This window comes from Paenibacillus solani (assembly GCF_050475945.1).
Lineage (GTDB): Bacteria > Bacillota > Bacilli > Paenibacillales > Paenibacillaceae > Paenibacillus_AQ > Paenibacillus_AQ solani_A.
The window spans coordinates 554,188-579,054 of sequence record NZ_JBCMXJ010000016.1 but is presented as its reverse complement, the minus strand read 5'-3'; the positions used below and the strand labels follow the sequence as shown (position 1 = coordinate 579,054).

16 protein-coding genes are annotated in these 24,867 nt (G+C 51.3%); 15 read left to right on the top strand and 1 reads right to left on the bottom strand.

What is annotated here, in order from left to right:
- The first annotated feature begins 59 nt into the window (after positions 1–59).
- The 10 genes from grpE to ABEQ74_RS21310 all read left to right on the top strand — a co-directional run bounded on the left by grpE (position 60) and on the right by ABEQ74_RS21310 (position 9,246).
- Positions 60–671: a nucleotide exchange factor GrpE gene (grpE, locus tag ABEQ74_RS21355; protein ID WP_430124136.1), complete on the top strand. Its 612-nt coding sequence runs from the start codon at positions 60–62 to the stop codon at positions 669–671.
- An 89-nt stretch (positions 672–760) separates the two neighbouring features.
- Entirely contained in the window at positions 761–2,605 is a 1,845-nt protein-coding gene (gene dnaK, locus ABEQ74_RS21350) for a molecular chaperone DnaK (protein WP_430124135.1), read from the top strand.
- A 92-nt stretch (positions 2,606–2,697) separates the two neighbouring features.
- A complete protein-coding gene (gene dnaJ, locus ABEQ74_RS21345; protein WP_053489164.1) occupies positions 2,698–3,816 on the top strand; it encodes a molecular chaperone DnaJ in 1,119 nt (372 codons plus the stop codon).
- Between the two features lie 224 nt (positions 3,817–4,040).
- The gene (locus ABEQ74_RS21340; RefSeq protein ID WP_430124134.1) at positions 4,041–4,412 is read left to right on the top strand and encodes a hypothetical protein; all 372 of its coding nucleotides are present in this window, start codon (positions 4,041–4,043) and stop codon (positions 4,410–4,412) included.
- A gap of 46 nt (positions 4,413–4,458) precedes the next feature.
- Positions 4,459–4,659 carry a YfhD family protein gene (locus ABEQ74_RS21335; protein ID WP_430124133.1) on the top strand — a complete coding sequence of 67 codons (201 nt, stop codon included), beginning with the start codon at positions 4,459–4,461 and terminating at the stop codon, positions 4,657–4,659.
- 183 nt (positions 4,660–4,842) lie between these two features.
- A complete protein-coding gene (gene prmA, locus ABEQ74_RS21330; RefSeq protein WP_430124132.1) occupies positions 4,843–5,820 on the top strand; it encodes a 50S ribosomal protein L11 methyltransferase in 978 nt (325 codons plus the stop codon).
- Positions 5,821–5,822: 2 nt separating this feature from the next.
- Positions 5,823–6,515 carry a site-2 protease family protein gene (locus ABEQ74_RS21325; RefSeq protein WP_053489160.1) on the top strand — a complete coding sequence of 231 codons (693 nt, stop codon included), beginning with the start codon at positions 5,823–5,825 and terminating at the stop codon, positions 6,513–6,515.
- A 73-nt stretch (positions 6,516–6,588) separates the two neighbouring features.
- Complete coding sequence (locus tag ABEQ74_RS21320) at positions 6,589–7,359, top strand: RsmE family RNA methyltransferase (RefSeq protein ID WP_430124131.1); 771 nt, start codon at positions 6,589–6,591, stop codon at positions 7,357–7,359.
- A 2-nt stretch (positions 7,360–7,361) separates the two neighbouring features.
- Complete coding sequence (gene mtaB / locus ABEQ74_RS21315) at positions 7,362–8,705, top strand: tRNA (N(6)-L-threonylcarbamoyladenosine(37)-C(2))-methylthiotransferase MtaB (protein ID WP_430124130.1); 1,344 nt, start codon at positions 7,362–7,364, stop codon at positions 8,703–8,705.
- Between the two features lie 85 nt (positions 8,706–8,790).
- Complete coding sequence (locus tag ABEQ74_RS21310) at positions 8,791–9,246, top strand: NUDIX hydrolase (protein WP_430124129.1); 456 nt, start codon at positions 8,791–8,793, stop codon at positions 9,244–9,246.
- Here the strand turns inward: ABEQ74_RS21310 and ABEQ74_RS21305 are convergent.
- Positions 9,243–10,214: a Na/Pi cotransporter family protein gene (locus ABEQ74_RS21305; protein WP_430124127.1), complete on the bottom strand. Its 972-nt coding sequence runs from the start codon at positions 10,212–10,214 to the stop codon at positions 9,243–9,245. The genes ABEQ74_RS21310 and ABEQ74_RS21305 overlap by 4 nt on opposite strands.
- Before the next feature lie 554 nt (positions 10,215–10,768).
- On the opposite strand from ABEQ74_RS21305, the gene ABEQ74_RS21300 reads away from it, so the two are divergent.
- The 5 genes from ABEQ74_RS21300 (at position 10,769) to ABEQ74_RS21280 (ending at position 24,798) form a co-directional block, all read left to right on the top strand.
- Positions 10,769–12,142, top strand: coding sequence for a class I SAM-dependent rRNA methyltransferase (locus ABEQ74_RS21300; RefSeq protein ID WP_430124126.1), 1,374 nt, complete (start codon positions 10,769–10,771; stop codon positions 12,140–12,142).
- Positions 12,143–12,467: 325 nt separating this feature from the next.
- Complete coding sequence (addB, locus tag ABEQ74_RS21295; RefSeq protein WP_430124125.1) at positions 12,468–16,001, top strand: helicase-exonuclease AddAB subunit AddB; 3,534 nt, start codon at positions 12,468–12,470, stop codon at positions 15,999–16,001.
- A 29-nt stretch (positions 16,002–16,030) separates the two neighbouring features.
- Positions 16,031–20,119, top strand: coding sequence for a helicase-exonuclease AddAB subunit AddA (gene addA / locus ABEQ74_RS21290; RefSeq protein WP_430124259.1), 4,089 nt, complete (start codon positions 16,031–16,033; stop codon positions 20,117–20,119).
- 47 nt (positions 20,120–20,166) lie between these two features.
- Complete coding sequence (locus ABEQ74_RS21285; RefSeq protein ID WP_430124124.1) at positions 20,167–21,345, top strand: exonuclease SbcCD subunit D; 1,179 nt, start codon at positions 20,167–20,169, stop codon at positions 21,343–21,345.
- Complete coding sequence (locus tag ABEQ74_RS21280) at positions 21,346–24,798, top strand: AAA family ATPase (protein WP_430124122.1); 3,453 nt, start codon at positions 21,346–21,348, stop codon at positions 24,796–24,798.
- Positions 24,799–24,867: the final 69 nt, after the last annotated feature.

Below are 24,867 nucleotides of genomic sequence, written 5' to 3'. Positions count from 1 at the left end.
AATCTCATATATAAGTATTACAGCTAACCCGTTTTTTAATATAAGGAGGTGAAGGCGTCTTGAATAATGAGCATAAGGATGCCGTTCAAGATACAGCAGCAGAGGAAATAGTAGAAGAGACATTGGAAAACAAGCCGAACTCGGATGAGGGCGTTCCTTCAGAGGAAACAGTTAATTCCGAGCAGGAAATGCCTGTGGAGGAAACAGGTGAAACTGCAGGTTCAGCCGAGCTTGAGAAGCTTCAGGCCGAGGTGCAGGAGCACCAGCAGCGGGTCTTACGGGTTCAGGCGGATTTCGATAATTTCCGTCGCCGCACGCAGAAGGAGAAAGAGGAATTAGGCAAGTATGCTTCTTCCAAGCTGATTACAGAGCTATTGCCTGTTATCGACAATTTTGAGCGTGCCCTGCAGGCATCCGAGGAGAATCCGGAATTTGAATCCTTTTCCAAGGGAGTCAGCATGATCTTCCGCCAATTGGAATCAGTCCTCGCTGCTGAAGGCTTGTCGGCTATGAAGAGCGTTGGCGAGTCATTCAACCCCGAGTACCACCAAGCTATCATGCAGGTGGAGAGCGAGGAGTACGAGGAAGGCATCGTGGTTGAAGAAGTGCAGAAGGGGTATATGTTGAAAGATAAAGTATTGAGACCTGCTATGGTTAAAGTCAGCATGTAAATGACTTTTGATAGTCGTTTATCATATATAAAAAATTGATCAGGATCATACGAGGATTCGTATGAATGAATAAGGAGGATATTTTTGTTATGAGCAAAGTTATTGGTATCGACTTAGGAACAACCAACTCCTGCGTGGCCGTTATGGAGGGTGGAGAAGCTGTAGTTATCCCGAACCCGGAAGGAGCGCGTACGACTCCATCCGTTGTAGGATTTAAGAAAGACGGAGAGCGTGTCGTCGGAGATACAGCAAAACGTCAAGCTATTACGAACCCGAATCGCACGATCATGTCTATCAAGCGTTACATGGGTACGAATCACAAAGAAACAATCGATGACAAAGACTACACACCACAAGAAATTTCCGCCATTATTTTGCAGAAGCTGAAATCGGATGCGGAAGCTTATCTTGGCCAAACGGTAACCCAAGCGGTTATCACGGTTCCTGCATATTTTAATGACAGCCAGCGTCAAGCGACAAAGGATGCGGGTAAAATTGCAGGACTCGAAGTTCTGCGTATTGTCAATGAGCCAACAGCTGCTGCACTGGCTTACGGCATGGAGAAGTCCGAAGATCAAACGATCCTGGTATATGACCTCGGAGGTGGTACCTTCGACGTATCTATTCTGGAACTGGGCGATGGCTTCTTCGAAGTAAAAGCAACCAGCGGTGACAACCAGCTTGGTGGTGACGACTTTGACCAAGTGATCATTGACTACCTGGTAGCAGAATTCAAAAAAGACCAAGGCATTGATTTGAGCAAAGATAAAGCAGCCGTTCAACGTCTGAAAGATGCAGCGGAAAAAGCGAAAAAAGAATTGTCCGGCGTGTTGACAACTACAATTTCCCTGCCGTTTATCACCGTTGCTGACGGGGTGCCTCAGCATCTTGAGGTCAACCTGACTCGTGCTAAATTCGAAGAATTGTCCGCTTCTCTCGTTGAGCGTACGCTCGGCCCAACTCGTCAAGCGCTCAGCGATGCAGGTCTGACAGCTAACGATGTTGATAAAATTGTGCTTGTTGGTGGTTCTACTCGTATTCCTGCCGTGCAAGAAGCGATCAAGAAATTGACAGGCAAAGAGCCTCACAAAGGCGTAAACCCTGACGAAGTGGTTGCACTTGGTGCTGCTGTTCAAGCTGGCGTATTAACTGGTGACGTTAAAGACGTTGTATTGCTTGACGTAACTCCACTGTCCCTGGGTATCGAAACGGCAGGCGGCGTGTTCACAAAAATGATCGACCGCAATACCACGATTCCAACGAGCAAATCTCAAGTGTTCTCCACGTATGCTGACAATCAGCCAAGCGTAGAAATTCACGTGCTGCAAGGTGAGCGTGAAATGGCTGCTGGCAACAAAACGCTCGGACGCTTCATGCTTGGAGATATTCCTCCGGCACCACGCGGCGTACCGCAAATCGAAGTTTCCTTCGATATTGATGCGAACGGGATTGTTAACGTATCGGCAACCGATAAAGGTACCGGTAAGAGCCAGAAGATCACCATCACTTCTTCCAGCGGCTTGAGCGATGCTGAAGTTGAACAAATGATGAAAGATGCCGAGCTTCATGCCGAGGAAGACCGTAAACGCAAAGAGCTGGTTGAAGCCCGCAACAACGCAGACCAACTCGTATACACAACTGAGAAAACGATCAAGGACCTTGGAGACAAAGTCGATGCTTCCGAAGTAGAAAAAGCAAACGAAGCGAAAGACAAAGTGAAAAAGGCGCTTGAATCCGATAATCTGGAAGAGATCAACGCTTCCGTTGAGGAACTGACTCAAATCGTACAACAGCTTTCCGTGAAGCTGTATGAGCAAGCAGCTCAAGAGCAGCAAGCAGCTGAAGGTGCTGACGCTGGTGCTGGTGCTCCTAAGAACGACAATGTCGTAGATGCAGAATACGAGGTTGTTGACGAAGATAAAAACAAAGGTTAATCTGAATAGATTGTATGGGAAGGTCAAAGCTGCGCATCTTCGCACTTTGGCTTTCCTTATGTAAAGAGTAATAAAGAGATTGGGGTGAAACCGTGGCTGATAAGCGTGATTATTATGAGGTGCTCGGTGTTGGCAAAGACGCATCCGAGGACGATATCAAGAAGGCGTATCGAAAAATGGCTCGCCAATACCATCCGGATGTGAACAAAGCGGCTGATGCGGAAGCCAAATTCAAAGAAGTGAAAGAGGCTTACGATGTATTAAGCGACAGCCAACAGCGTTCGCGTTATGACCAGTACGGTCATATTGATCCGAACCAAGGCATGGGCGGGGGCGGTTTCTCCGGTGATTTCGGCGGTTTTGGAGATATTTTCGATATGTTCTTTGGCGGCAATGGACGCCGTGATCCAAATGCGCCTCAACGGGGGAACGATCTGCAGTATACGATGACGGTTGAATTTAAAGAAGCCGTATTCGGTAAAGAAACAGACATTACAATTCCACGAACGGAAACATGCGATACATGTCACGGTTCAGGAGCAAAGCCAGGCACGCAGCCGCAAACTTGCTCGGTGTGTAACGGAAGCGGACAGCAAGAGGTTGTGCAAAATACGCCATTTGGTCGTATGGTGAACCGCCGTGCTTGCTCGAACTGTAACGGGACTGGAAAGATTATCAAAGAACGCTGTACGACTTGTCATGGCAACGGTAAAGTGAAGAAGCAGCGCAAGATTCATGTTCGCGTGCCTGCTGGTGTGGATGACGGAGCTCAGCTGCGCATGACAGGCGAAGGCGAAGGTGGACTCCGCGGCGGCCCGGCTGGCGATCTGTATATCGTAATCCGCGTGAAGCCGCATGACTTCTTCGAACGCGAAGGTGACGATATTTATTGCGAAGTGCCGCTTACTTTTGCACAAGCTGCGCTTGGTGATGAAATAGAAATCCCGACGCTGACCGAGAAAGTGAAGCTGAAGATCCCTGCCGGGACTCAGACGGGGACCTTCTTCCGTTTGAAAGGCAAAGGGGTGCCCCGGCTGCGTGGCATGGGACAGGGCGACCAGCATGTCAAGGTTGTGGTTATCACACCAAGCAAGCTGAGCGATGAACAGAAGGAATTGCTTCGTCAATTCGCTTCACTTGATGGCGAGCAGACCCATGAACAGGAGCAATCTTTTTTTGACCGCGTAAAAAAAGCATTCCGTGGTGACTAATAAAGAATTTAGGGCTTAGTCCCACGAGGATCATGATAGCAGCAGGCTAAAGGTTAGTTCGAACCTTTGGCCTGCTGCTTTCTTTGTTTAAGGCAAGGTCAATGTGCAGAAGCCTTAGCCTCGTAGCGACAGAAGCGTTTTCTCAAGAATAAATCCCTTTGCGATGAAGCAACCTAAAGTAGTCTCCACCCGGAATAATGAAGAGGAAATGCAGGTGATATGAAGTGACAGAGAAGAATATATTGGCGTATTTTAAAAGCCCGGAAGAAGCCCAGCATGCTGCCCGCAAATTACAGACACTGCGTGTTGCCGATATGTCCATCGACCGATTCAGTGCTGATCCCGGCGGGGAACTGAATAATCCGATGAATCCGTTGACAGGAAATATTACAAGCTTAACCACACTGACTTTGAACGCGGATATCTCCGGGCCAGGGGCAGGGATTCTTGAAGCGGCAGATCCATCTGCCAGCGGTATGAGTAGTGGAGACCAGGATGGGACTGAGGGCCGTGATATTTTGTTGACGGTTGTATTAGACGAAAGCGTATTCCCGCAAGCTATGCGTTTAATTGAAGAATCCGGCGGCATGATTTAACAGAGCAGGCCATGTACTCATTTTTATTGAAGAGGAGAATAGCACCATGATGAGACGCGTTAAGAAAGGTAAAATCTCCAGCAAAACCGAAAAGATGATTGCCCTTCAATCCGCCAAAGCCGAGGATGTTGAGTTTTCTGCTATGGAAGCGGACAGCGATGATGTTGAGGCTATGCGCAGAGGCGAAGCTGCGGATGAACGCCAATTGAAGATAATCCTTGACGAAACCAGTAAAGACGTAGATTAGTTTGTTCCAAATACGAAAGAGCCCACCATGCCCTCTAATTATGGAGGTTTTAAGGTAGGGCTTCTTTTAATTGAGTTGAATTGGGAATATATGGTCCAACCCTGATGCAATGTAAATTTTGTATCCAGGGTCCTCGATATAGTACAATAATACTTATGTATGAATGAGGAGGAACTGTAGCAGATGTTATGGCATGAATTGACGATACATACCACGGAGGAAGCCGTGGAGATGATTACGAATTTCCTGCATGAGGCAGGAGCCGGAGGCGTTTCCATTGAGGAATCCGGTACAACGAACAAGAAGCGGGACACCTCACTGGGACAGTGGTTTGATGAAGTTGTCCCGTTTAATGATATTCCTGAAGGCTTTGCTGTCATCAAGGGATACTTTGATGAGACCGTGAATTTGGACACGATCCGCGATGAAATTGCGCCACGTGTTGATGAGCTGAAAGATTTCGGCATTGATGTTGGCGAAGTCAGATATGAGATGAAAACGGTGGACGAGAATGAATGGGCTACCGCCTGGAAGCAATATTTTAAGCCGATCCGTGTATCTGAGCGATTGACGATCAAGCCGACATGGGAGACGTATACGCCAGAGACCGACCAAGAATCGATTATCGAACTGGATCCCGGTATGGCCTTCGGCACAGGGACGCATCCGACGACTTCCTTATGCCTGCGCACATTGGAGATGGTGATCAAGGGCGGAGAGGAAATCATCGACGTTGGAACAGGCTCAGGCATTCTCTCTATCGGTGCAGCGCATTTGGGGGCTTCACGAATCCTGGCACTCGATCTGGACCCGGTAGCTGTATCCAGCGCGAAAGAGAATACCCGTTTGAACGGCTTGGAAGATCGGATTACGGTGAAGGAAAGCGACTTGCTCTCGGTACTGACGGATTCTTCCGATCAATCGGATCTGGGTGTTACGCTCCCGGTACAAATTGTTGTAGCTAACATTTTGGCTGAGGTTATCCTGTTGTTTGTAGACGATGTGTACCAGGCTCTCCAGCCGGGAGGTGCTTATATCGCATCGGGGATTTACAAGAACAAGGAAGAGGTCGTGGAGAAGGCTCTGATTGCAGCCGGTTTTGAAATTGCGGATATTTGTCGTGAGGATGACTGGGTTGCCTTCGTGGCGAGGAAGAACTGATCATGAATGTTTTGGATCAACTGCTATTTTACCCGCTGGAACAACTTCCTTTTTACCTGATTGCTTTAATCATCGCGTTTTCTGTACACGAGTTCTCTCATGCCTATTTTGCGAATAAATTCGGAGACCCTACGGCTAAGCTGCTGGGACGGGTTACGCTAAACCCAGCGGTACATTTTGATTTTTTGGGGATCGTTCTCTTGCTCGTTGCCGGTTTCGGCTGGGCTCGTCCGGTCCCCATCAATCGTGATAATTTCAGCAGCCCGCGCCGCATGAGTATCATTGTCGCGGCGGTAGGTCCGCTGAGCAACCTTGTGTTAGGAATCCTGGGGGCGCTTATATATGCACTTTTGTATCAAACAGGGATAATTCCTCCAGAAGGAATTACGAAGACGGATCAAGCGGTGCATTTATTCTTTAATATATTTATATTGCTTAATTTCTTTCTTTGTTTGTTCAATCTTGTTCCATTGCCTCCGCTGGATGGCTACCGCATTCTTGAGAATGCACTCCCTCCGCGGATGAGTGCGAAGATTCAGAAGTTTGAGCAATGGTCGATCCTAGTATTTTTGTTGATCATACTGTTGCCTGTTTTCCAGGATTATACGATCAAGCCTCTATATGATGCGGCACATGCGCTGTCATCCAAATTTCTTGACATGTTCATTATGATGACCGGTGGTTACCGGCTCTGATTTTCTCTGGTCAGTTTGTTCGAAAAGTTGTATGATGGGGTTTGGCGATTTTGGAGTTAGGTGAGGATTAGAGATGCAGCGATATTTTGTGACTCCCGCGCAATTTCAGGGAGAACGTGTTGAGATTACGGGCGATGATGCCCGTCACATTACCAAGGTCATGCGAGGCAGACTTGGTGATCAATTGATTATTAGCGACGGGGTTTCCCGCGAAGCCGTGGTGGAAATTCAGAGCATCGAGGCAGGCAGTGTTGCTGCTGTTGTGGTTGAACCACTGGAGATGACTCAAGAACCGCGCCTGCAAGTTAGCATCGCTCAGAGCTTGCCGAAAGGCGACAAAATGGAGACCGTTATTCAAAAGTGTACCGAGATCGGTGCGGTATCCTTTGTACCCTTTCTATCGGAAAGGACGATTGTTCAGTACGATGCCAAGAAGGAAGGCAAGCGGCTGGAGCGCTGGCGCAAGATTGCAAAAGAGGCAGCTGAACAGGCTCACCGTAACCGGGTCCCGTCTGTTGAACAGCCTTTATCGTGGAAAAATCTGCTTGCCTCGTTTTCTGGCTATGATGCTATTTATTTTTGCTATGAAAAAGAGCATGGTTCCCAGCTTAGGGACGTGCTGAAGCCTTTTGTGGAGCAGGCGCTGCCGGAGCTCGGCTCCAAGGCCAGCTTGCTGCTGGTCATTGGGCCGGAGGGCGGCTTTACAGAAGAGGAAAGCCAGGCTGCTGAGGAGGCAGGAGCCGTATCTGTTGGACTTGGAAGACGGATCCTGCGCTGCGAGACAGCCGGCATGACCGCGCTTGCCTGCGCACTATATGAATCTGGAGAAATGGGGGGCGTTTGAGCATGCCATCCGTAGCGTTTTATACGTTGGGTTGCAAAGTCAATTTTTATGATACCGAGGCCATCTGGCAATACTTCAAGAATGAAGGCTACGACCAGGTGGACTTCGAACAAACCGCAGATGTTTATCTGATTAACACCTGCCATGTTACCAATACTGGGGATAAGAAGAGTCGTCAGATGATAAGAAGAGCGGTTCGCCGCAATCCTGATGCAATCGTGGCTGTAACAGGCTGTTATGCCCAGACTTCGCCTGCGGAAATTCTGGATATTCCTGGCGTGGATCTCGTTATCGGGAACCAGGATCGTGATAAAATCATGGATTTCATTCACGATATTGAAAAAACGCGCCAGCCGATCAATGCGGTTCGCAACATTATGAAAACCCGGGTATTTGAGGAAATGGACGTTCCGGATTTCGCAGAGCGTACTCGCGCATTTCTTAAAATTCAGGACGGATGCAACAATTTCTGTACGTTCTGCATCATCCCTTGGTCCCGCGGCCTTTCACGCAGCCGTGAGCCGAAGAGCATTATACAGCAGGCACATCAGCTAGTTGATGCGGGTTATAAGGAGATCGTGCTGACGGGTATCCACACCGGCGGATATGGCGATGATCTGGAGGATTACAGATTATCAGACCTTCTATGGGATCTTGATCGCGTGGACGGTCTGGAACGGATCCGGATCAGCTCTATTGAAGCAAGTCAGATTGATGAGAAAATGCTGGATGTGCTGAACCGTTCCAGCAAAATGTGCCGCCATCTCCATATTCCGCTGCAAGCAGGGGACGATACGGTCCTTAAACGGATGCGCCGTAAATATACGACGGAAGAGTTCTATAACAAGATGACCTTGATTCGCCAAGCGATGCCTGATGTAGGCATCACGACAGACGTTATCGTAGGCTTCCCTGGGGAAACGGATGAGATGTTCCGAAACGGCTATGACCTTATGAAGGCGATTCAGTTCTCTGAAATGCATGTATTCCCGTATTCCAAGCGTACCGGTACGCCGGCGGCTCGGATGGAGGATCAGGTGGACGAGGAAGTAAAGAATGCACGCGTGCATGATCTGATTGATTTGTCAGAGCAGCTGCAACTTGCTTATGCTGAACGTTTTGTGGGTCAGATTCTAGAGGTAATCCCGGAACGAGAATATAAGGGAGCTCCTCAGGGCGGCATGATGCAGGGCTACAGTGATAACTATTTGCAGCTTGTGTTTAATGGTTCGCCTGAGCTCGAAGGCAAACTGTGCCGTGTAAAAGTAACCAAAGCCGGTGTGAATGAATGCGAGGGCGAACTCCTTAGCATCGTGGATCATGGACTAAAGGCAGCTGCCCAGTAATTACCATAGCAGCCATCCAGACAAGGATTTCATTTCCTGGCTACCGGAAGTGAAATCCTTGTTGTACATGAAGGAGGAATAGGACGTGACATACACACAAATTTCCGCAGGCGGCGTTGTATACCGTCACCATGAAGGGGAGCTTCAAGTTCAGCTCATCTTGGATCGATATGGAAAAACCTCGCTTCCCAAAGGGAAAATGGAAGCTGGGGAAACGGTCGAGCAGACGGCACTCCGAGAAATTTGCGAGGAGACAGGTATCGTCGGATCCATCACCTCTCCAGTGGACATTATTGCATATAAATATCAGCATCCTGAATTCGGGCAGGTTGATAAAGAAGTTCATTACTACCTGGTTAAGGCAGTAGGAGGCACCTTAAAACCCCAAGTCGAGGAAATCAACGGGGTGGATTGGTTTGACCCCCTATCGGCATGGAGGAAGCAGCGAAGCAACGGCTATAATAACAATGATATTATCCTGCGTAAAGCACTTGCATTGCTTGAAGTCAGCATCCCTGAGGATGAGGATATGAAGGGTTAGGTCTGTGCCCGCTTGCTCCAGTAGGGCAGATAGCATAACGGAAGGGCAATCAGCGAGCATACAATGTTAAACAGAGTTTGCGCATGTGCGATTTGTCCAGCTGGGTCTGCTGCGAGCCAGCCGGATACGGTGGTTAAACCCGTTATCATGGGAGTAAAGAGCAGGACTCCACCGACATTTAGCCCCATATGGGACCAGGCTACAAACCGCCCTGCCCGGCTGCTGCCTATGGCGGCTATCAGAGCTGTGACGCAGGTGCCTACGTTGGAGCCAAGAACGATCGCCACTCCGATCACTGGAGGCAAGGACGCACTGGCTGCTAGACCCATAGCCATAGCGATCACGGCAGTGCCGCTGTGCATGATAGCAGTCAAGAGCATGCCGGCTGCAATGCCCCAGAGAACGCTTTGCGAGGCATGATCCACAAACCACTGGAACAAACCGAGGGTTTGCAGCATCGGACCTATGGATTGCATGATTTGTATCGCTAGCAATACTAGCGAGAACCCGGCGATCGCAAGACACAGGAACTGACCGCGGACCAATTGATTTTTTATATTGTCGCTGCTTGTAGGCACGCGTTCACTTGCGATGACGGCACCAACCCATAGCATCAGTGAGAGGACAAGGAGGGGCATGGCTGCTTTTCCGATCTGCAGGCTGATGAGCTCGGTGGTTACCGTCGTGCCGATGTTTGTGCCGAGGATAACCCCCAGGGTACCGGCCAGGCTTAACAAACCGGCATTGGCGAAGCCGATCGCCAGCACGGTAACAGCGGTACTGCTCTGCAGCAGAGCCGTGACTACCGTGCTGGCGATCATGCCTTTTAGGGGCGTAGATGTCGCTTTATGGAGCCACTTATGCAGCAGTGGACCGGCCCAGCGCTGGAGGGCAACTTCCATCACCTTCATACCAAACAGGAACAGGACAAGACCGTAACAAACGGGAAACCAGAGTGAGGATAGCATGATGTTCTCCTTTTAGAGGTGGTTCAAAAAGCTCTCTTTTGATAAGAAAACCAATCGATGCCAATCAAGGGTGAGCGACCGCGATTCAAGGTAGGTTTTCTTGCGATATAGAATTTCATCAGCTCTGCTGATAACGAATAAATTCTATATCTAACACGAAAGAATCAGGAAGTTACTCAGCATCGAATTTTGAATTCAGCCGGGCCTAAGTAAAAGCTTCCGAAGCATGTTTCTGCGGAAACATTTCAGGTGCTCACGTACCAAACGTACGCTCCGCTCCTGACGTCCCTTGCTTCATCCAACTAAAGCGTTTTGCAAAAACGCACATCGGAAGCATAAGCTTCGGTGCTGAAAACAGACCTTTTTGAACACGCATTTTTAATAAATAAAGTGTAAGCTTACGAAAACTAAGACAACGCATTACGCATTTAAAGTACCTGAATCGCATTCTCAGCTAGGTTTGAGCAGGTGCTTTTTCTAATTACGTATATGACCCTAGGCGGACATGCATGCCTATTGAATTCGTCAGGGACAATCTAAGGAGTGACATATAAGTGCCATCGGTTATTTTGGAGCGCAGTCGAAAAAAGAGACTGGAGCAGGGACATCCCTGGGTTTATAAAAGCGAAATTGCTTCGGTGGAAGGTGAGCCAATTCCCGGCGACATCGTTTCGGTGCTAAACCATCAAGGCCGGTTTCTCGCCTCCGGTTACTACAATCCACAATCTCAAATTACCGTGCGCACCGTTTCGTATGAGCCGCTTGAGAAAATGGACAAGGCTTTCTTTACTGCCAGATTTCAAGAGTGCCTGAAACATCGGGAACGGTTTATTACGGACGAGAATGCCTATCGGTTCGTATATGGCGAGGCTGACTTTTTGCCGGGTCTGATCGTAGACCGTTTTGCTGACGTGCTGGTTGTGCAGCTGCTGACGCTAGGTATGGATCGCTGCCGTACAGAGATCGTGGACGCCCTTGTTGAGGTGCTGCATCCAAAAGGGATTTATGAGCGGAGCGATGTGTCCATTCGGGAATTGGAAGGTTTGGAACAGCGTAAAGGGATCCTGTATGGGGAATGCCCGCGTCACGTCACCGTAACGGAGAACGGCTTGAAGATCAAAGTGGATATCGAAGAGGGCCAGAAGACCGGATATTTCTTTGATCAGCGGGAGAACCGAGCATCCATCAAACCGTTAATGACTGGCTGGGGAAGCCGGAGCGGGATTACGCTTCAGGCGATTGAGCGTGACGGTGAAACAAGAGCCTTGCCGGTGAACAAAAGCGGAAACGAAGTAACTTTTCCGTATTGGGATGGTGCTACGGTGCTGGAATGCTTTTCGCATACGGGCAGCTTCACGCTCCATGCATGCAAGTACGGCGCGAAGAAGGTAACCTGTCTCGACATCTCGGAACATGCCATTGAAAGTGCCAAAGAGAACGTGGAGTTGAATGGATTCCAGGATCGCGTGGAGTTTGTGGTGGACGATGCCTTCCAATATCTGCGCAATCAGGTAAAGGGCTTGGAAGAACGGGAGCTGCGCGCCCAAGGGGACAAGAAGGTGGATACCTCCAAACCGTTGACTGCGGGAGGAGGACGCTCTTGGGATGTGGTCATACTGGACCCACCGGCGTTTGCCAAAACCAGATCAGCGGTCAAAGGAGCCTGCCGCGGGTACAAGGACATCAACCTTCATGGCATGAAATTGGTGAATGAGGGCGGTTATCTGGTGACCGCGAGCTGCTCGTACCATATGCGGCCGGATTTGTTTCTGGAAACGATCCAGGACGCAGCGAAAGATGCTGGGAAAATTCTCCGTCTGGTAGAATGGCGGGCAGCTGGCAAGGATCATCCGCAAATTCTGGGAGTTGACGAAGGGCATTATTTGAAGTTTGCCGTGTTTGAAGTGCGCAGCAAATCAAAATTGTAACAGGTTATGGCTGCGATTAGCAGCGGATCAAGAGAAGGACCTTGCATGGATGGGTAACCATAATGGCAGGGTCCTTTTTGGTTTCCGGCAATATTTTGGAAAGGGAATGAAATCCAAACGTATGTTCCACCCTTCCATACTTATGCTATACTAGTAATCAGCATCTTTAAGTATAAAGAACTCGTTATCAGGTTGGTTTTATATAAATATTCAAACATAGATTCATCGGTATAAGGGATGATTTCAGCGCAAACTATCTGTTTTATAGACGATGGAATTGCCCTTTTTAGTAGACTAGACGATGTAGAGGGGGCATGGCAAGAACATGAGTGTTCAATTTGTTATCGGCAGGTCAGGCAGCGGCAAGAGTGCGGCGATTCGCCAAGAGATGATCGAGCGATTGGAACAGGACCCGAAGGGCAATCCCATGATTCTCATCGTGCCTGAGCAGGGATCCTATGAAGCGGAGCATGCACTCGTGAATGCGGGAGGCGTGCGCGGAATGATGAGAGCGCAAGTGCTCAGCTTCCGGCGGCTCGCTTATCGAGTCATGCAGGAAACCGGCGGAGCGGCCAAAATGGCGATCAGCGAAGAAGGCAAGCGGATGCTGCTGTATAAAATTTTACGGCGACGCAAAGAGGAGCTCCCGTTGTTCGGTGCATCGGGAGAGCAGCATGGCTTCGTTGGCAAGCTGAGTGAACTGTACACGGAAATGAAGCGATATTGCATTGATGCTTCATGTGTGGAGGAGCAGCTTGAGCAGTTGGCCTCAACACAAGGAAATACCCCTACACTAAGGCGCAAGCTGGCGGATATGGTGACGGTATTTCGTGATTTTGAGCTTGAGATTTCTAGGCTCTACATGGATGAGGAAGACACGCTGGTCTCCTTGGCAGAGGGCGTGACGGAATCTGAATATATAAAGAATGCTGATATTTGGATCGATGGTTTCTACGGCTTTACGCCGCAGGAGTATCGGGTGCTTCGGGAGATCATGTTGCATGCCCGTCATGTTACCATTGCATTGACTCTGGACAAGCCCTATATGGACGGGCATACTCCACATGAGCTGGATCTGTTTCATCCTACCGCGGTGACATACATAAAGCTTAAAGGGATTGCTGATGAGCTCGGGCTTGATACAGAGCATTGCCTGCTTCGTCCCGATGTGCTGCCACGGTTTCAGGAATCTCCTATGCTGGCACATCTCGAACGCGGCTATGATCGAAAGATACGCTGGAACAAAACTGCCGGAACTGAATCTCAGGGCAGCGAAATTGATACCGGGAAAGGTCTTCTTCTGCACGCTGCCAGCCACCGCCGTGCGGAGATTGAAGGAGCTCTCCGCGAAATGGTCCGACTCGCACGGGAAGAAGGGGCAAGGTACCGGGATATGGCCGTGTTTGTTCGGAGCATGGGGGAGTATGAGCATCTCATGGGCCCGCTGTTCAGAGAATACGGCGTTCCTTACTTTCTGGACCAGAAGCGAAGCGAACTGCACCATCCGCTCGTCGAATTTGTTCGCGCAGCTCTGGATGTCATTGAACGGCGGTGGCGGTATGAAGATGTCTTTCGCTGTGTCAAGACAGATCTGCTGCTGCCGCTGGACGGCTCACTTACCCGCGAAGACATGGACCGTCTGGAGAATCATGTCCTTGCTTGCGGCATTCACGGCTCTCGCTGGACAGATGGCCGTCCGTGGAAAGGGATTCCGAGCCTGTCTTTAGAAGATGGAGAGAGCGAGAGCAAGGCGGCTAATCAGGAGGGTATGCAGGATATCGAGTATGCGAGGAAAATGATTTCAGGTCCCCTGCATGCTTTTGAGAAACGGATGAAGAAGGCCAAGAATGCAACGGAACAGAGCACTGCTGTATATCGGCTGTTGGAGGAAACCGCCGTTCCAGACAAATTGGAACTGTTAAGCAGGGCAGCTCTGGATGCAGGGCGACCCGAAGAAGCGCGGGAGCATCGTCAGGTGTGGGGAGCTGTGCTGGGCCTGCTTGACCAGATTGTAGAGATGATGGGTGCGGAGAAGCTGAGCACCGATATGTTTACAGGTATCCTGGGCACAGGTCTGACGGAAATGAAAATGGCTCTTGTGCCTCCATCCCTGGATCAGGTCCTCATAGGCAGCATGGATCGGACACGTACCAGCGGGTTGAAGTACGCTTTCCTGCTCGGGATTAATGATGGTGTTCTTCCAGCCCAGTTTCAGGATGATGGCATTCTGACAGAACCGGAACGGGTGCAGCTTGAAGAGCAGGGACTGGAGCTTGCTCCGAGTATTTCCCGGAGATTGCTGGATGAGCGCTTTCTCATTTACCATGCACTAACTTTAGCCAGCAAGCAGCTGTGGGTCAGTTACCCTGCAGCGGACGAAGAAGGTAAGCCATTGTTGCCCTCCGAGGTCATCCGTCAGCTGAAGCTGATGTTCCAGCTGGAGGAAATTCCTTTGTTTCCTACGCCGCATGCAGGACAATCGGCCCATGAGCAGGAACGCTACGCAGCGCATCCGGACAACACGCTTGCTTACTTAACGGGCAGGCTGCGCGATTGGAAGAATGGAGAAGACATCCCGAATGTGTGGTGGCATGTTTATAACTGGTACGCAGAGAAGCCTGATTTAAGGCTGCGTCTATCTTCGATGCTCTCATCCTTGTCTTACCGGAATGAAGCACGGTCACTCAGGCAGGAGACCAGCAGGCAGTTATATGGTACGAAGCTTCGAACAAGCGTATCCCGAATGGAACGTTTTGTGGCTTGCCCGTTTTCTCATTTTGCCTCTCATGGTTTGAAGCTGAGAGAGAGACAGCTATACAGACTCCAGGCACCTGACATTGGTCAGCTGTTTCACGCTGCCTTAAGCAGCATGGCGGTGAAGTTTCAATCACAGCATCGAAGCTGGGGGGATCTGACAGCAGAGGAATGTCTGCGTGAGGCGGAAGCCACTGTTGATCGGCTCGCTCCGATGCTTCAGGGCGAAATACTGCTGAGCTCCAAGCGATACGGATATATATCACGCAAGCTCAAGAACATCGTAGGCAGAGCGTCTGTAATCCTGGGTGAACAAGCAAGACGCGGCCAATTCGAGCCGATCGGTCTGGAGCTCGACTTTGGTCCGGGCAAGCCACTGCCACCGCTGACATTTGAATTGTCGAATGGGGTCAAGATGGAGATTGTCGGACGGATTGACCGTGTTGATATGGCTCGAGGAGAGCAAGGCATCATGCTCCGGGTCATTGATTATAAATCCAGCCAGAAGGATTTGCGTTTGCACGAGGTTTATTACGGGTTATCCTTGCAAATGCTGACCTACCTCGATGTGCTGCTGACATTTGCGGAGGACTGGCTCGGCGAACAGGCTCTGCCTGCGGGGACACTGTATTTCCACGTTCATGATCCGGTGCTGCAATCGGCTAATGGTATGACGCCCGAGACAGCGGCAGAAGAATTGCTTAAGCGCTACAAAATGAAGGGTCTGCTGCTAGCAGACCGTGAAGCCATTTCTCTCATGGATACCTCCCTTGAAAAAGGACACTCCGCTATTCTGCCGGTTGCCGTCAAAACGGATGGCAGCTTCTACAGCAGCGCCGCTGTCGCAACGCCTGACCAATGGGAGACTTTATTATCCGCCGTTCGGGAGAACATGCTGACGATTGGCATGCGTATTACAGGCGGCGACGTCTCTATTGAACCGTACCGTATTCAGCAGGAAACGGCCTGCACATACTGCTCTTTCCGGCCTGTATGTCAGTTTGACGAGGCGATTGAGGGAAGCGAATATCAATTGCTGGGCAAGCCCGGTAAAGATCAGGTGTGGGATCTGCTAGGGCATCCGAAGGGAGGAGAGAACTCGTGAGTGAGATCATAGCTAAACCCGAAGGCAGCATGTGGAGTGATGACCAGTGGAAAGCCATTGTGCAATCAGGCGATGACATGCTGGTTGCGGCTGCAGCAGGGTCTGGGAAAACGGCTGTGCTTGTTGAACGGATTATACGCAAAATACTGGACGTTACCGCGGGCTTTAGCGTAGACCGGCTTCTCGTGGCTACTTTTACCAAAGCCGCCGCTGCAGAAATGCGGGGACGAATCCGGGAAGCACTTGAGCGTGAGCTGGACCGTGATCCGGATAATGAGCATATCCGCCGTCAGCTGGCTCTGCTCGGCAGGGCGTCGATTACGACGCTGCACTCCTTTTGCATGGAGGTCATTCGGCGTTATTACCAATTAATCCCCTTGGATCCGGGATTCCGGATTCTCAATGAACATGAGGCCGATCTGATGCGGCAAGATATATTGGAGGAGCTGTTTGAAGAGAAGTATGGAGAGGCCGAGGGAGATCAGAAGAGCCTCTTTCTTCGTTTGGCAGACTGGTTCAGCGGCGAGCGAACGGACGATGCGCTGTACCGTCTCGTGCAGCGTCTCTATGATTTCTCACGGAGTCACTCGTGGCCGGCACACTGGCTTAGGGAGACGGCTGCCGGCTTCCAGGTGCAAGATACCGAGGCTCTTGGACAAACGCCATGGGTTCAGAGCATTTTGGCTGATGCACGGTTGGCTTTGAATGGAGCAGCCGGCTTGCTTCAGCAAGCCAGGGCGATTGCGATGCAGCCGGGAGGGCCTGCGCCGTATGTGGACACTCTGGATGAGGACCTGCAACTTGTTGTTTCCCTGCTTGAATCGATCGATGTTTCGCCATGGGAATCGCTGTACGGGTTATTCCGTGATGCGTCCTTTGGCAAACTCAAATCCGTCCGGAAGGATGACGTGCTGCCGGAGCTTCAGGAGCAGGTGAAAGAGCTGCGGGACAATGTGAAGAAAACTGTTAACGAGCTGAAGAGCGCGTTGTTCGGTCGTCCGGCAGCGGAATTTTTGCAGGAGCTTCACACGGCAGCCCCGCTAATGATGGAACTGTCTGAGACGGTTATCGCTTTTGACGAGCGTTACCGGGAAGCCAAGGCAGCTAAAGGGATGGTCGATTTTAACGATCTTGAGCATTACTGCCTGCAAATTCTTCGCCACCCCGATTCTGTCCCGGGCCATACGATGCCTTCCGATGCGGCGATGGAATACCGCGAGCAGTTTGATGAAGTGCTGCTTGACGAATATCAGGATACGAACAGTGTTCAGGAGGATATTGTTCGACTGATTGCAAGAGAGATGCCGGGCAACCGGTTTATGGTTGGTGACGTGAAGCAGAGCATTTACAGGTTCCGTCTGGCGGAGCCTGGACTGTTTCTTGACAAATACAAGACATATTCTTCGGATGTAGTATCCACCCAAGGAGGCATCCGAATCGATCTGGCGCGAAACTTCCGCAGCCGGATGGAAGTGGTGAACGCCGTCAATTTGCTGTTCCGGCAGATTATGAATGAGTCCGTAGCCGAGATCGCTTATGATGCGCGGGCAGAGCTTGTATGCGGTGCTTCCTTCCCGGAACAGGAAGTGGGGGAAGAGGCTAACCCCTACACACCTGAACTACTGCTGATTGACCGTCTCGGAAAAGGGCCAGAGGAATCCTCTGATGAATCCGCTGCTCAAGAGGAAGGGGCTCCTCTTGAGTCGGAGGTACTCGAAATGGAAACCGCCCAGCTGGAGGCGCGCGCCATTGCCCGCCGAATCCGGGAAATGACCGGCGAAAGCGGGAAGCCGCTCATGGTTTACGACAAGGGACTGAAATCGATGCGGCCTGCAGGTTACGGAGATATGGTCATTTTGCTGCGTTCTACCATGGTATGGGCACCGCTCATCATTGAGGAGCTCCGGCAAGCAGGGATTCCAGCGTTCGGTGAGCAGAACAAAGGGTATTTTCAAGCGACTGAAGTAGAGATCGTCTTATCGCTGCTTCAAGTGATTGATAATCCCCTGCAGGACATTCCTTTGGCTTCCGTATTACGTTCACCGATACTTGGACTATCAGAAGAAGAGATGGCTCAAGTGCGTCTGTGCGCCAAAGGGACTTATTATGATGCGCTTAAGGCTGCGGTGTCGTTAAGTGCCAAGACATCTGTTATGAATACAGCACATTCTATTGAATTCGTCGATGGAAGATGGACGCCGGGTGCCGAACTGCCAGGTTTGGCTGAAGCAGCCGCAAGTCATGAGCTGGTTGCAGGCAGTCAGTTACCCGATGCTGCATTATCGGAAGATCGACAGACGATTGAAATATCAGCGGAACTGGGATATAAACTTGGCTTGTTTATGGATCGGCTGCAGCGCTGGCGGCGGGAAGCACGCCAGGGGAGCCTTAGTGATCTGATCTGGCAAATATACAGCGAAACGGGTTACTTGGATTGGGTTGGCGGTTTGCCGGGCGGCAAGCAGCGCCAAGGCAATCTCACGGCTTTGTATGACCGGGCGGTGCAGTATGAACAGGATACTGCCTCCAGAGGGCTATTCCGTTTTCTGACCTTTATTTCCCGCCTTCGGGAACGCGGCGGAGATCTGGGCGCCGCCGGCGGTGCGGAAAGCCAGGGTAATGCTGTACGTCTAATGACCATTCATAAGAGTAAGGGATTGGAGTTTCCGGTTGTGTTCGTAGCAGGGTTGTCCAAAAACTTCAATCAACAGGATTTAAACTCCCCTTTCCTGATGCATAAGGAACTGGGATTTGGACCGAAGTTCGTAGATGAAGACATGCGTGTAAGCTATCCCACGCTGCCCAATCTGGCGATTCGGCGCAGATCACAGCTGGAGCTGTTGGCTGAGGAGATGCGGGTCTTATATGTTGCGCTAACACGGCCTAAAGAGAAGATGATTCTGGTCGGTACGGTGAAGGATTTACCAAAGAAGGTGTCTGCATGGGCACAAGCTGATGTGTACCCTGAGCTTCTTCTGCCGGACTACATTCTGGCCCGGGGGCGGAGTTATCTGGACTGGATCGGTCCGGCCCTGATACGACATTCGTCCGCGGCAGCACTTCGAGAAAAGGCCGGTCTATCCGGTCAGTCGAATTCTCGTGTGTTACGGGATGACCGATCGGAATGGATCCTTTCAGTTGAAACTCCTGAATCTTTGGCGCAGGTGATGGAAGGTCACTTGGATCATGATCAGGCGGAAAGCGATGATCGGAAACATATGCTGGATGCCCTCCGTAAGCTAGAGCCCGTCGTTGTGGAATCCGCAAACCTTACGGAGGAAGCAATGTCAGATAGTTTGCGAGCAGCCATATATCAGCGTTTATCTTGGAACTATCCCTATGAGGCGGTTAGCCGAATTTCGGCCAAGACATCCGTTACGGAGATGAAGAAGCTGCTGGCATTACAGGACAGCCCTTCTCTGGATTTGCTGGAGGAACAGGCCGTGAAACAACAGAGCAAGGAGCGTGTGGGAGAAGGCTCTTCTTTCACGCTGAACCTGCGCAGGCCTAAATTTATGGAATCCACGAAGCTGACGCCTGCAGAGCGAGGAACGGTCTATCACACGATTATGCAGCATGTGCCTCTTCAGCGCTTGAAGGGAGCAGCAGAGCCGCTATCTGAGATCGAAGAAACCATCCGTTACCTTCTGGAGAAAGAAATCATTACCGGCGAGCAGGCATCCGCTGTGGAGCCGATGGAAATTAGCAGCCTTTTTGACAGCGTGATAGGGAAAAACCTTTTGGCGTCTGAGGATATTTGGCGGGAGATGCCATTTTCTTACGCACTCCCTGCTAGTGAAGCCTATCAAGGACTCGCTTTCATGGATGGAATCTCAGACCAAGCTGATGAGGACAAACCGAATATGCAGCTGCTTCAGGATGAAACGGTGCTGATCCAAGGGGTGGTGGACTGCTTGTTCAGGCTTGATGGAAGGCTTGTGCTCCTGGATTATAAGACAGACCGCGTGCTGGAGCATCGCGGCGGCATCACAGCCTTAACGGAGCAGTATCGTTTCCAGCTGGATGTATATGCAAAAGCCTTGGAGGATATTTTAGGCGAGCCGGTGTTTGAAAAATGGCTGTTCTTCTTTGATGGAGGACATGCCGTTCAATTATAACCATTCATACATCTATTAAAAGTTTAAAGCGGGAGAGGTGATTAGCGATGCGTATTTTGCATACGGGAGACTGGCATCTGGGGCGCACGCTCGAAGGCCGCAGCCGGATCGCAGAACAGGAACGCTTTCTGGATGAGCTGGTCAGGCTGGCAGATGATCAGCAGGCGGACCTCATCCTTATGGCAGGCGATGTCTATGATTCCGTTAATCCGCCTGCTGTAGCGGAGCAGCTATTCTACGATGCGGCCGCTAGACTTACCGAGGGAGGCCGCCCTATGGTGGTCATAGCAGGTAACCATGATCAGCCGGAGCGGGTAGCCTCGGTTACGCCGCTTGTTGCCACAAGAGGCATTACGCTGATCGGGACTCCGATCGCTGAAGCGGTGACGGTCACCGCTGCACGCACCGGAGAAACGGCTAAAATTGCAGCTCTCCCCTATCCATCTGAGGCCAGGCTTAACGAGCTGCTCTCGGTTGATGGGGATGAGGATCAACTCCGCCGTGCTTATAGTGAGAGAGTCGGAAAACTAATGAAAATGATGGCAAGGGAATTTTCCCCGCAGACGGTCAATCTGGCGATGAGCCATATCTATGTTCTTGGCGGCGTTGAGAGTGATTCCGAGCGTCCAATTCAGGTTGGGGGAGCCTATACGGTTGATCCGTCGGCACTCTCTGTTGGTGCATCCTACACAGCGCTTGGTCACCTGCATCGCTCCCAGGCTGTAAAAGGAGAAGGGATTATCCGTTATAGCGGTTCCCCGCTGGCTTACAGTTTCTCGGAGGCGGGGCAAGCCAAATCAGTGACTATGGTTGACGTATCACCAGGCGGGGTTCCCGTGATAGAGGAGCTGTTTCTCAGCTGCGGCCGCCCGCTTGTACGCTGGAAGGCCAAAGGTGGCTTGGAGGAAGTGTACCGCTGGCTTGATGAGAAGCGAGATCCTGATGCCTTTATAGATCTTGAAGTTACCCTGACAGAAGCGATGGGGCTTGCCGACATACAGCGGCTGCGCAAGAGCAGGGAAGGCATTATCCACATCCGGCCGGTATATCCGGAGATGGAGGCGCTGGAGCTTGAGAGTGAACGTTCCCGGCTGCCTTTGCCGGATCTGTTCCGGAAGTTTTATCAGCGGCAAACGGGAGGGGCGGAGCCGGAAGACCATCTGGTCGACTTGTTTCTGGAGCTTATAGAGGAAGAGGAATCTGACGGGACGGAGGTGACCTCTTAGATGAAACCGATTTTGTTGAAATTATCCGGCCTTCAGAGCTATCGCAGCACGCAGGAAATTGATTTTGAAACACTGTGTGAAACGGGACTCTTTGGTATATTCGGCCCGACGGGAAGCGGCAAATCCACGTTATTGGATGCCATCACCCTGGCTATGTACGGAAAAGTGGAGCGGGCAGTTAACGGGACCCAAGGCATCATGAACCATTCGGAGGACAGTTTGTCCGTCTCCTTCACGTTTGAACTATCCTCGGCTGCCGGGCAGGAGCGATACAGGGTAGAACGCAAATTCAAAAGGGTCAATGAGCTCTCCATTAGCAATACCATCAGCCGATTTATTCAGGTTACACCCGAAGGGGACCAAGTCATGGCGGATAAACTGGCTGATGTAACCCGCTGCGTTGAAGAGAAAATCGGACTCAAGATGGATGACTTCACCCGTGCGGTCGTTCTCCCTCAAGGTAAATTTGCTGAATTTCTCTCGCTAAAGGGGAGTGAACGTCGGCAGATGCTGCAGCGGCTGTTTCATCTGGAGCGGTACGGTGACCAGCTTGCGATCAAGCTCAGTCGCCGAGTCAAGGATACGGATGGTTCACTCAAATCCGTCGAAGCTGAACAGCAGGGGTTGGGTCATGCAGGCATAGAAGCTTTGGATGAAGCGACCAGAGCCCTTGAAGAAGCCCAGAAACATGCGATTTCCTCCCGCGATCAACTGCAGGTTGCCATGGAAGCGCATGAAGCTTTGGGGAAGATTCGGGAACTGGATTTGGAAAAAAGACGGCTTCAGGGAAAGCTGGATGAGCTTGCCCTTCATGAGGAAGAGATGAAGCAGCTGGAACGCCGGCTTGAACTGACTGGGGCAGCAGCGGCCGTTCTTCCAGCGCTTGAAGCATGGCGGGAATCCGGCAAGGTATGGGACCTGAGGCGTCGCACGGCCGAAGATCATACGGAACAATCTGCATCCGCTCAGAAAGCCGCGGAGCTTGCGACCAAGGCAGACGAAGCTGCCCAGGCAGCTCTGCGCGCAGAGGAACCCAAGCTGGTGCTGCGAGAGCAGCAGCTGGAGCAAGCGGTTGTGCTGCAGAAGGAACGTGACGTTTTACGTGCGGAACTGGCCAGGCTGGATATGCAGCGGGTGGAGGCTCGCAAAGAACTTGAAGGGGTAACTGCACAGCTGCAGAAGGAGCAAGAATTGCTCGAACGCGGGCGCAAGCGGCAGGAGGAATTGCAGAACAAGCTGAAAGGGCTTGAGGTTCGTTCAAGTGAACGTCAGACACTTCATATGGCAATGCAGAAGGTGCAGGAGCTGGAGGCTAACCGAAAGCAGAAGCATAAAGTGGAGTCCGAGGAACAGTCACAACAGATCCGGGTGAAGGAGCAGGAAGACAAGCTGGGCCATTACCGGAAGCAGGAACAGGAATTGCGGCGGCAGTACATACAGCTCTCTTCGCAAACGGGACGCTTACAGCAGGACGCAGCTGATGCTTTGGCTTTTGCTGATCGGATTGCTGCGGCGTCCGCCAGGCTGCAAGAGCTGATGAATCAATCGCTTCGTGAGAAACAGCTCCATGCACTATCCCTCTCACTGGCTGCTGAACTCCGGGAAGGTGAGCCTTGTCCTGTATGTGGTAGTGAACATCATCCTCTTCCGGCAGCTGGATCCGGGCAGTCCACAAAGACCTTGGATGACCAGATGGATCGGCTGGTACAGATCACGCATCAAATCCAGGAGGCCAGATTAACCCTAAGGGGGCAGCATACGGAAGCAGAAGGGCTAGCAGCTCAATTGCGTTCGCAGATGGAGACGTATGTCGGTGACGAGCAGCTTGACGTTAATATGGATGAGCGAGTACAGGAACAGGGATGGCAGGAGGCGGCTGCATCCACTGTTACCGCCGAATATCATTTGGACGATGTGGACAAGCTTGCATCGGATGCTTCATGGCTGATGAAAGCGGTCGAATCCCAGGCGACTGCCATGGCTCATTGCCGTGCGGAAGCTTCCAGTTCCCAGCAGAGCCTCCTTATTTGTCAGCAAGAGATGATGAAACAGACGGCTTCACTTGAAAATAGTCAATTACAGCAAAACCAGCTTCGAAATCAGCTTGCCGGTTTGGAAGAGGAAGCAGCAGATATACTTAATTCCTGGCAGGAGGGTAAGCCTGAATTCTTGCTGGAGGAGGCAGCCGCTCGCTTTCAGCAAATGCAGGTGAAGGATGCGGAGTCTGAGTCGATAAAGGAAGGGCTTGAACGCAGCGTTCCATTTATCGAAGAGAAGAAGCAGGCCGTCCAGCGCTTGGAACAGCGGCTTAATGAGCTGGAGAAGCTGTTGATTCAATGGGATGCCCAGCGAGAAGGGAAAGCGGATGGACTGAAGGATAAGGAAGAGCGTCTCCAGGCATGGATTGGTGACCGGCCGGCAGAGGAATTGCTGGCCGAGTGCCGGGCCAAAATGGCGGAGCTAAAGGAATCAGCCGAACAAGCCAGGATCCACTGTAGACAGGCTGAGGAGGCGGCTCAGCGTGCAGCTAAGGAGGCAGCGCTTGCCGAACAGGCTGCAAGAACTTCACAGGAACAGCACCAAGCAGCCAAGCTAGCTTGGGAGAGTCAGTTGGCAGAATCGCCTTTTGCTACAGAGAACGCCGTCATGGAAGCTTGTTTAACCCCAGCAGAAAGCGAACGATGTGCCCGGCTGGTGGAGAAGCATCGGGAAGGGCAGCGGGAGTGGACGCTGAGGCTTCGTGACGTCGAACAGAAGCTTGGCACCCACCAATATCAGGAAGAGGATTGGAATCGTTCTTCAGCGAGGCTACAGGCGGTTCGTTTAGCCGATGAGGAGGCTCTGCAGGCAAGAGCGCGCGCTGAGCGGGATTTGGAAGACCTCCGTAAACGTCATATCCGGTTTATGGAATTGGAGGAGCAGCGGCTTGCTCTTGGGCGGGAGAGCGAACGCTTGTCCAAATTGCAGTCCTGCCTGCGCGGAAATGCCTTTGTAGAGTATATTGCGGAGGAGCAGCTGATGCAGGTGAGTCAGTCGGCTTCCCAGCGTCTGCGTTACCTGACTAAGCAGCGTTACTCGCTGGAGGTAGATTCCGGTGGCGGATTTGTCATCCGGGACGATGCCAATGGCGGCGTCCGTCGTCCGGTTTCTACACTCTCCGGTGGTGAGACCTTCTTGACCTCATTGGCTTTGGCTTTGGCGCTTTCGGCACAAATTCAGCTGCGGGGGCAATACCCGCTGCAATTCTTTTTCCTTGACGAAGGGTTTGGCACGCTAGATCCGGAGCTGCTGGAGACGGTTATTACCGCACTGGAGCGGCTTCATAACGATAAGCTTACTGTCGGCATCATCAGTCACGTGCCTGAGCTTCGTTCGCGTCTGCCGCGCAAGCTCATTGTGTGGCCAGCGGAGGAGGCGGGAGCCGGCTCTCAGTTGGCTATAGAATCGATGTAGCTAGAGAAGTCAGTCGGTGTGATGTGCGTCACTGAAACAGTAACAAGGCGCTGTTATAGTACAGCTAAG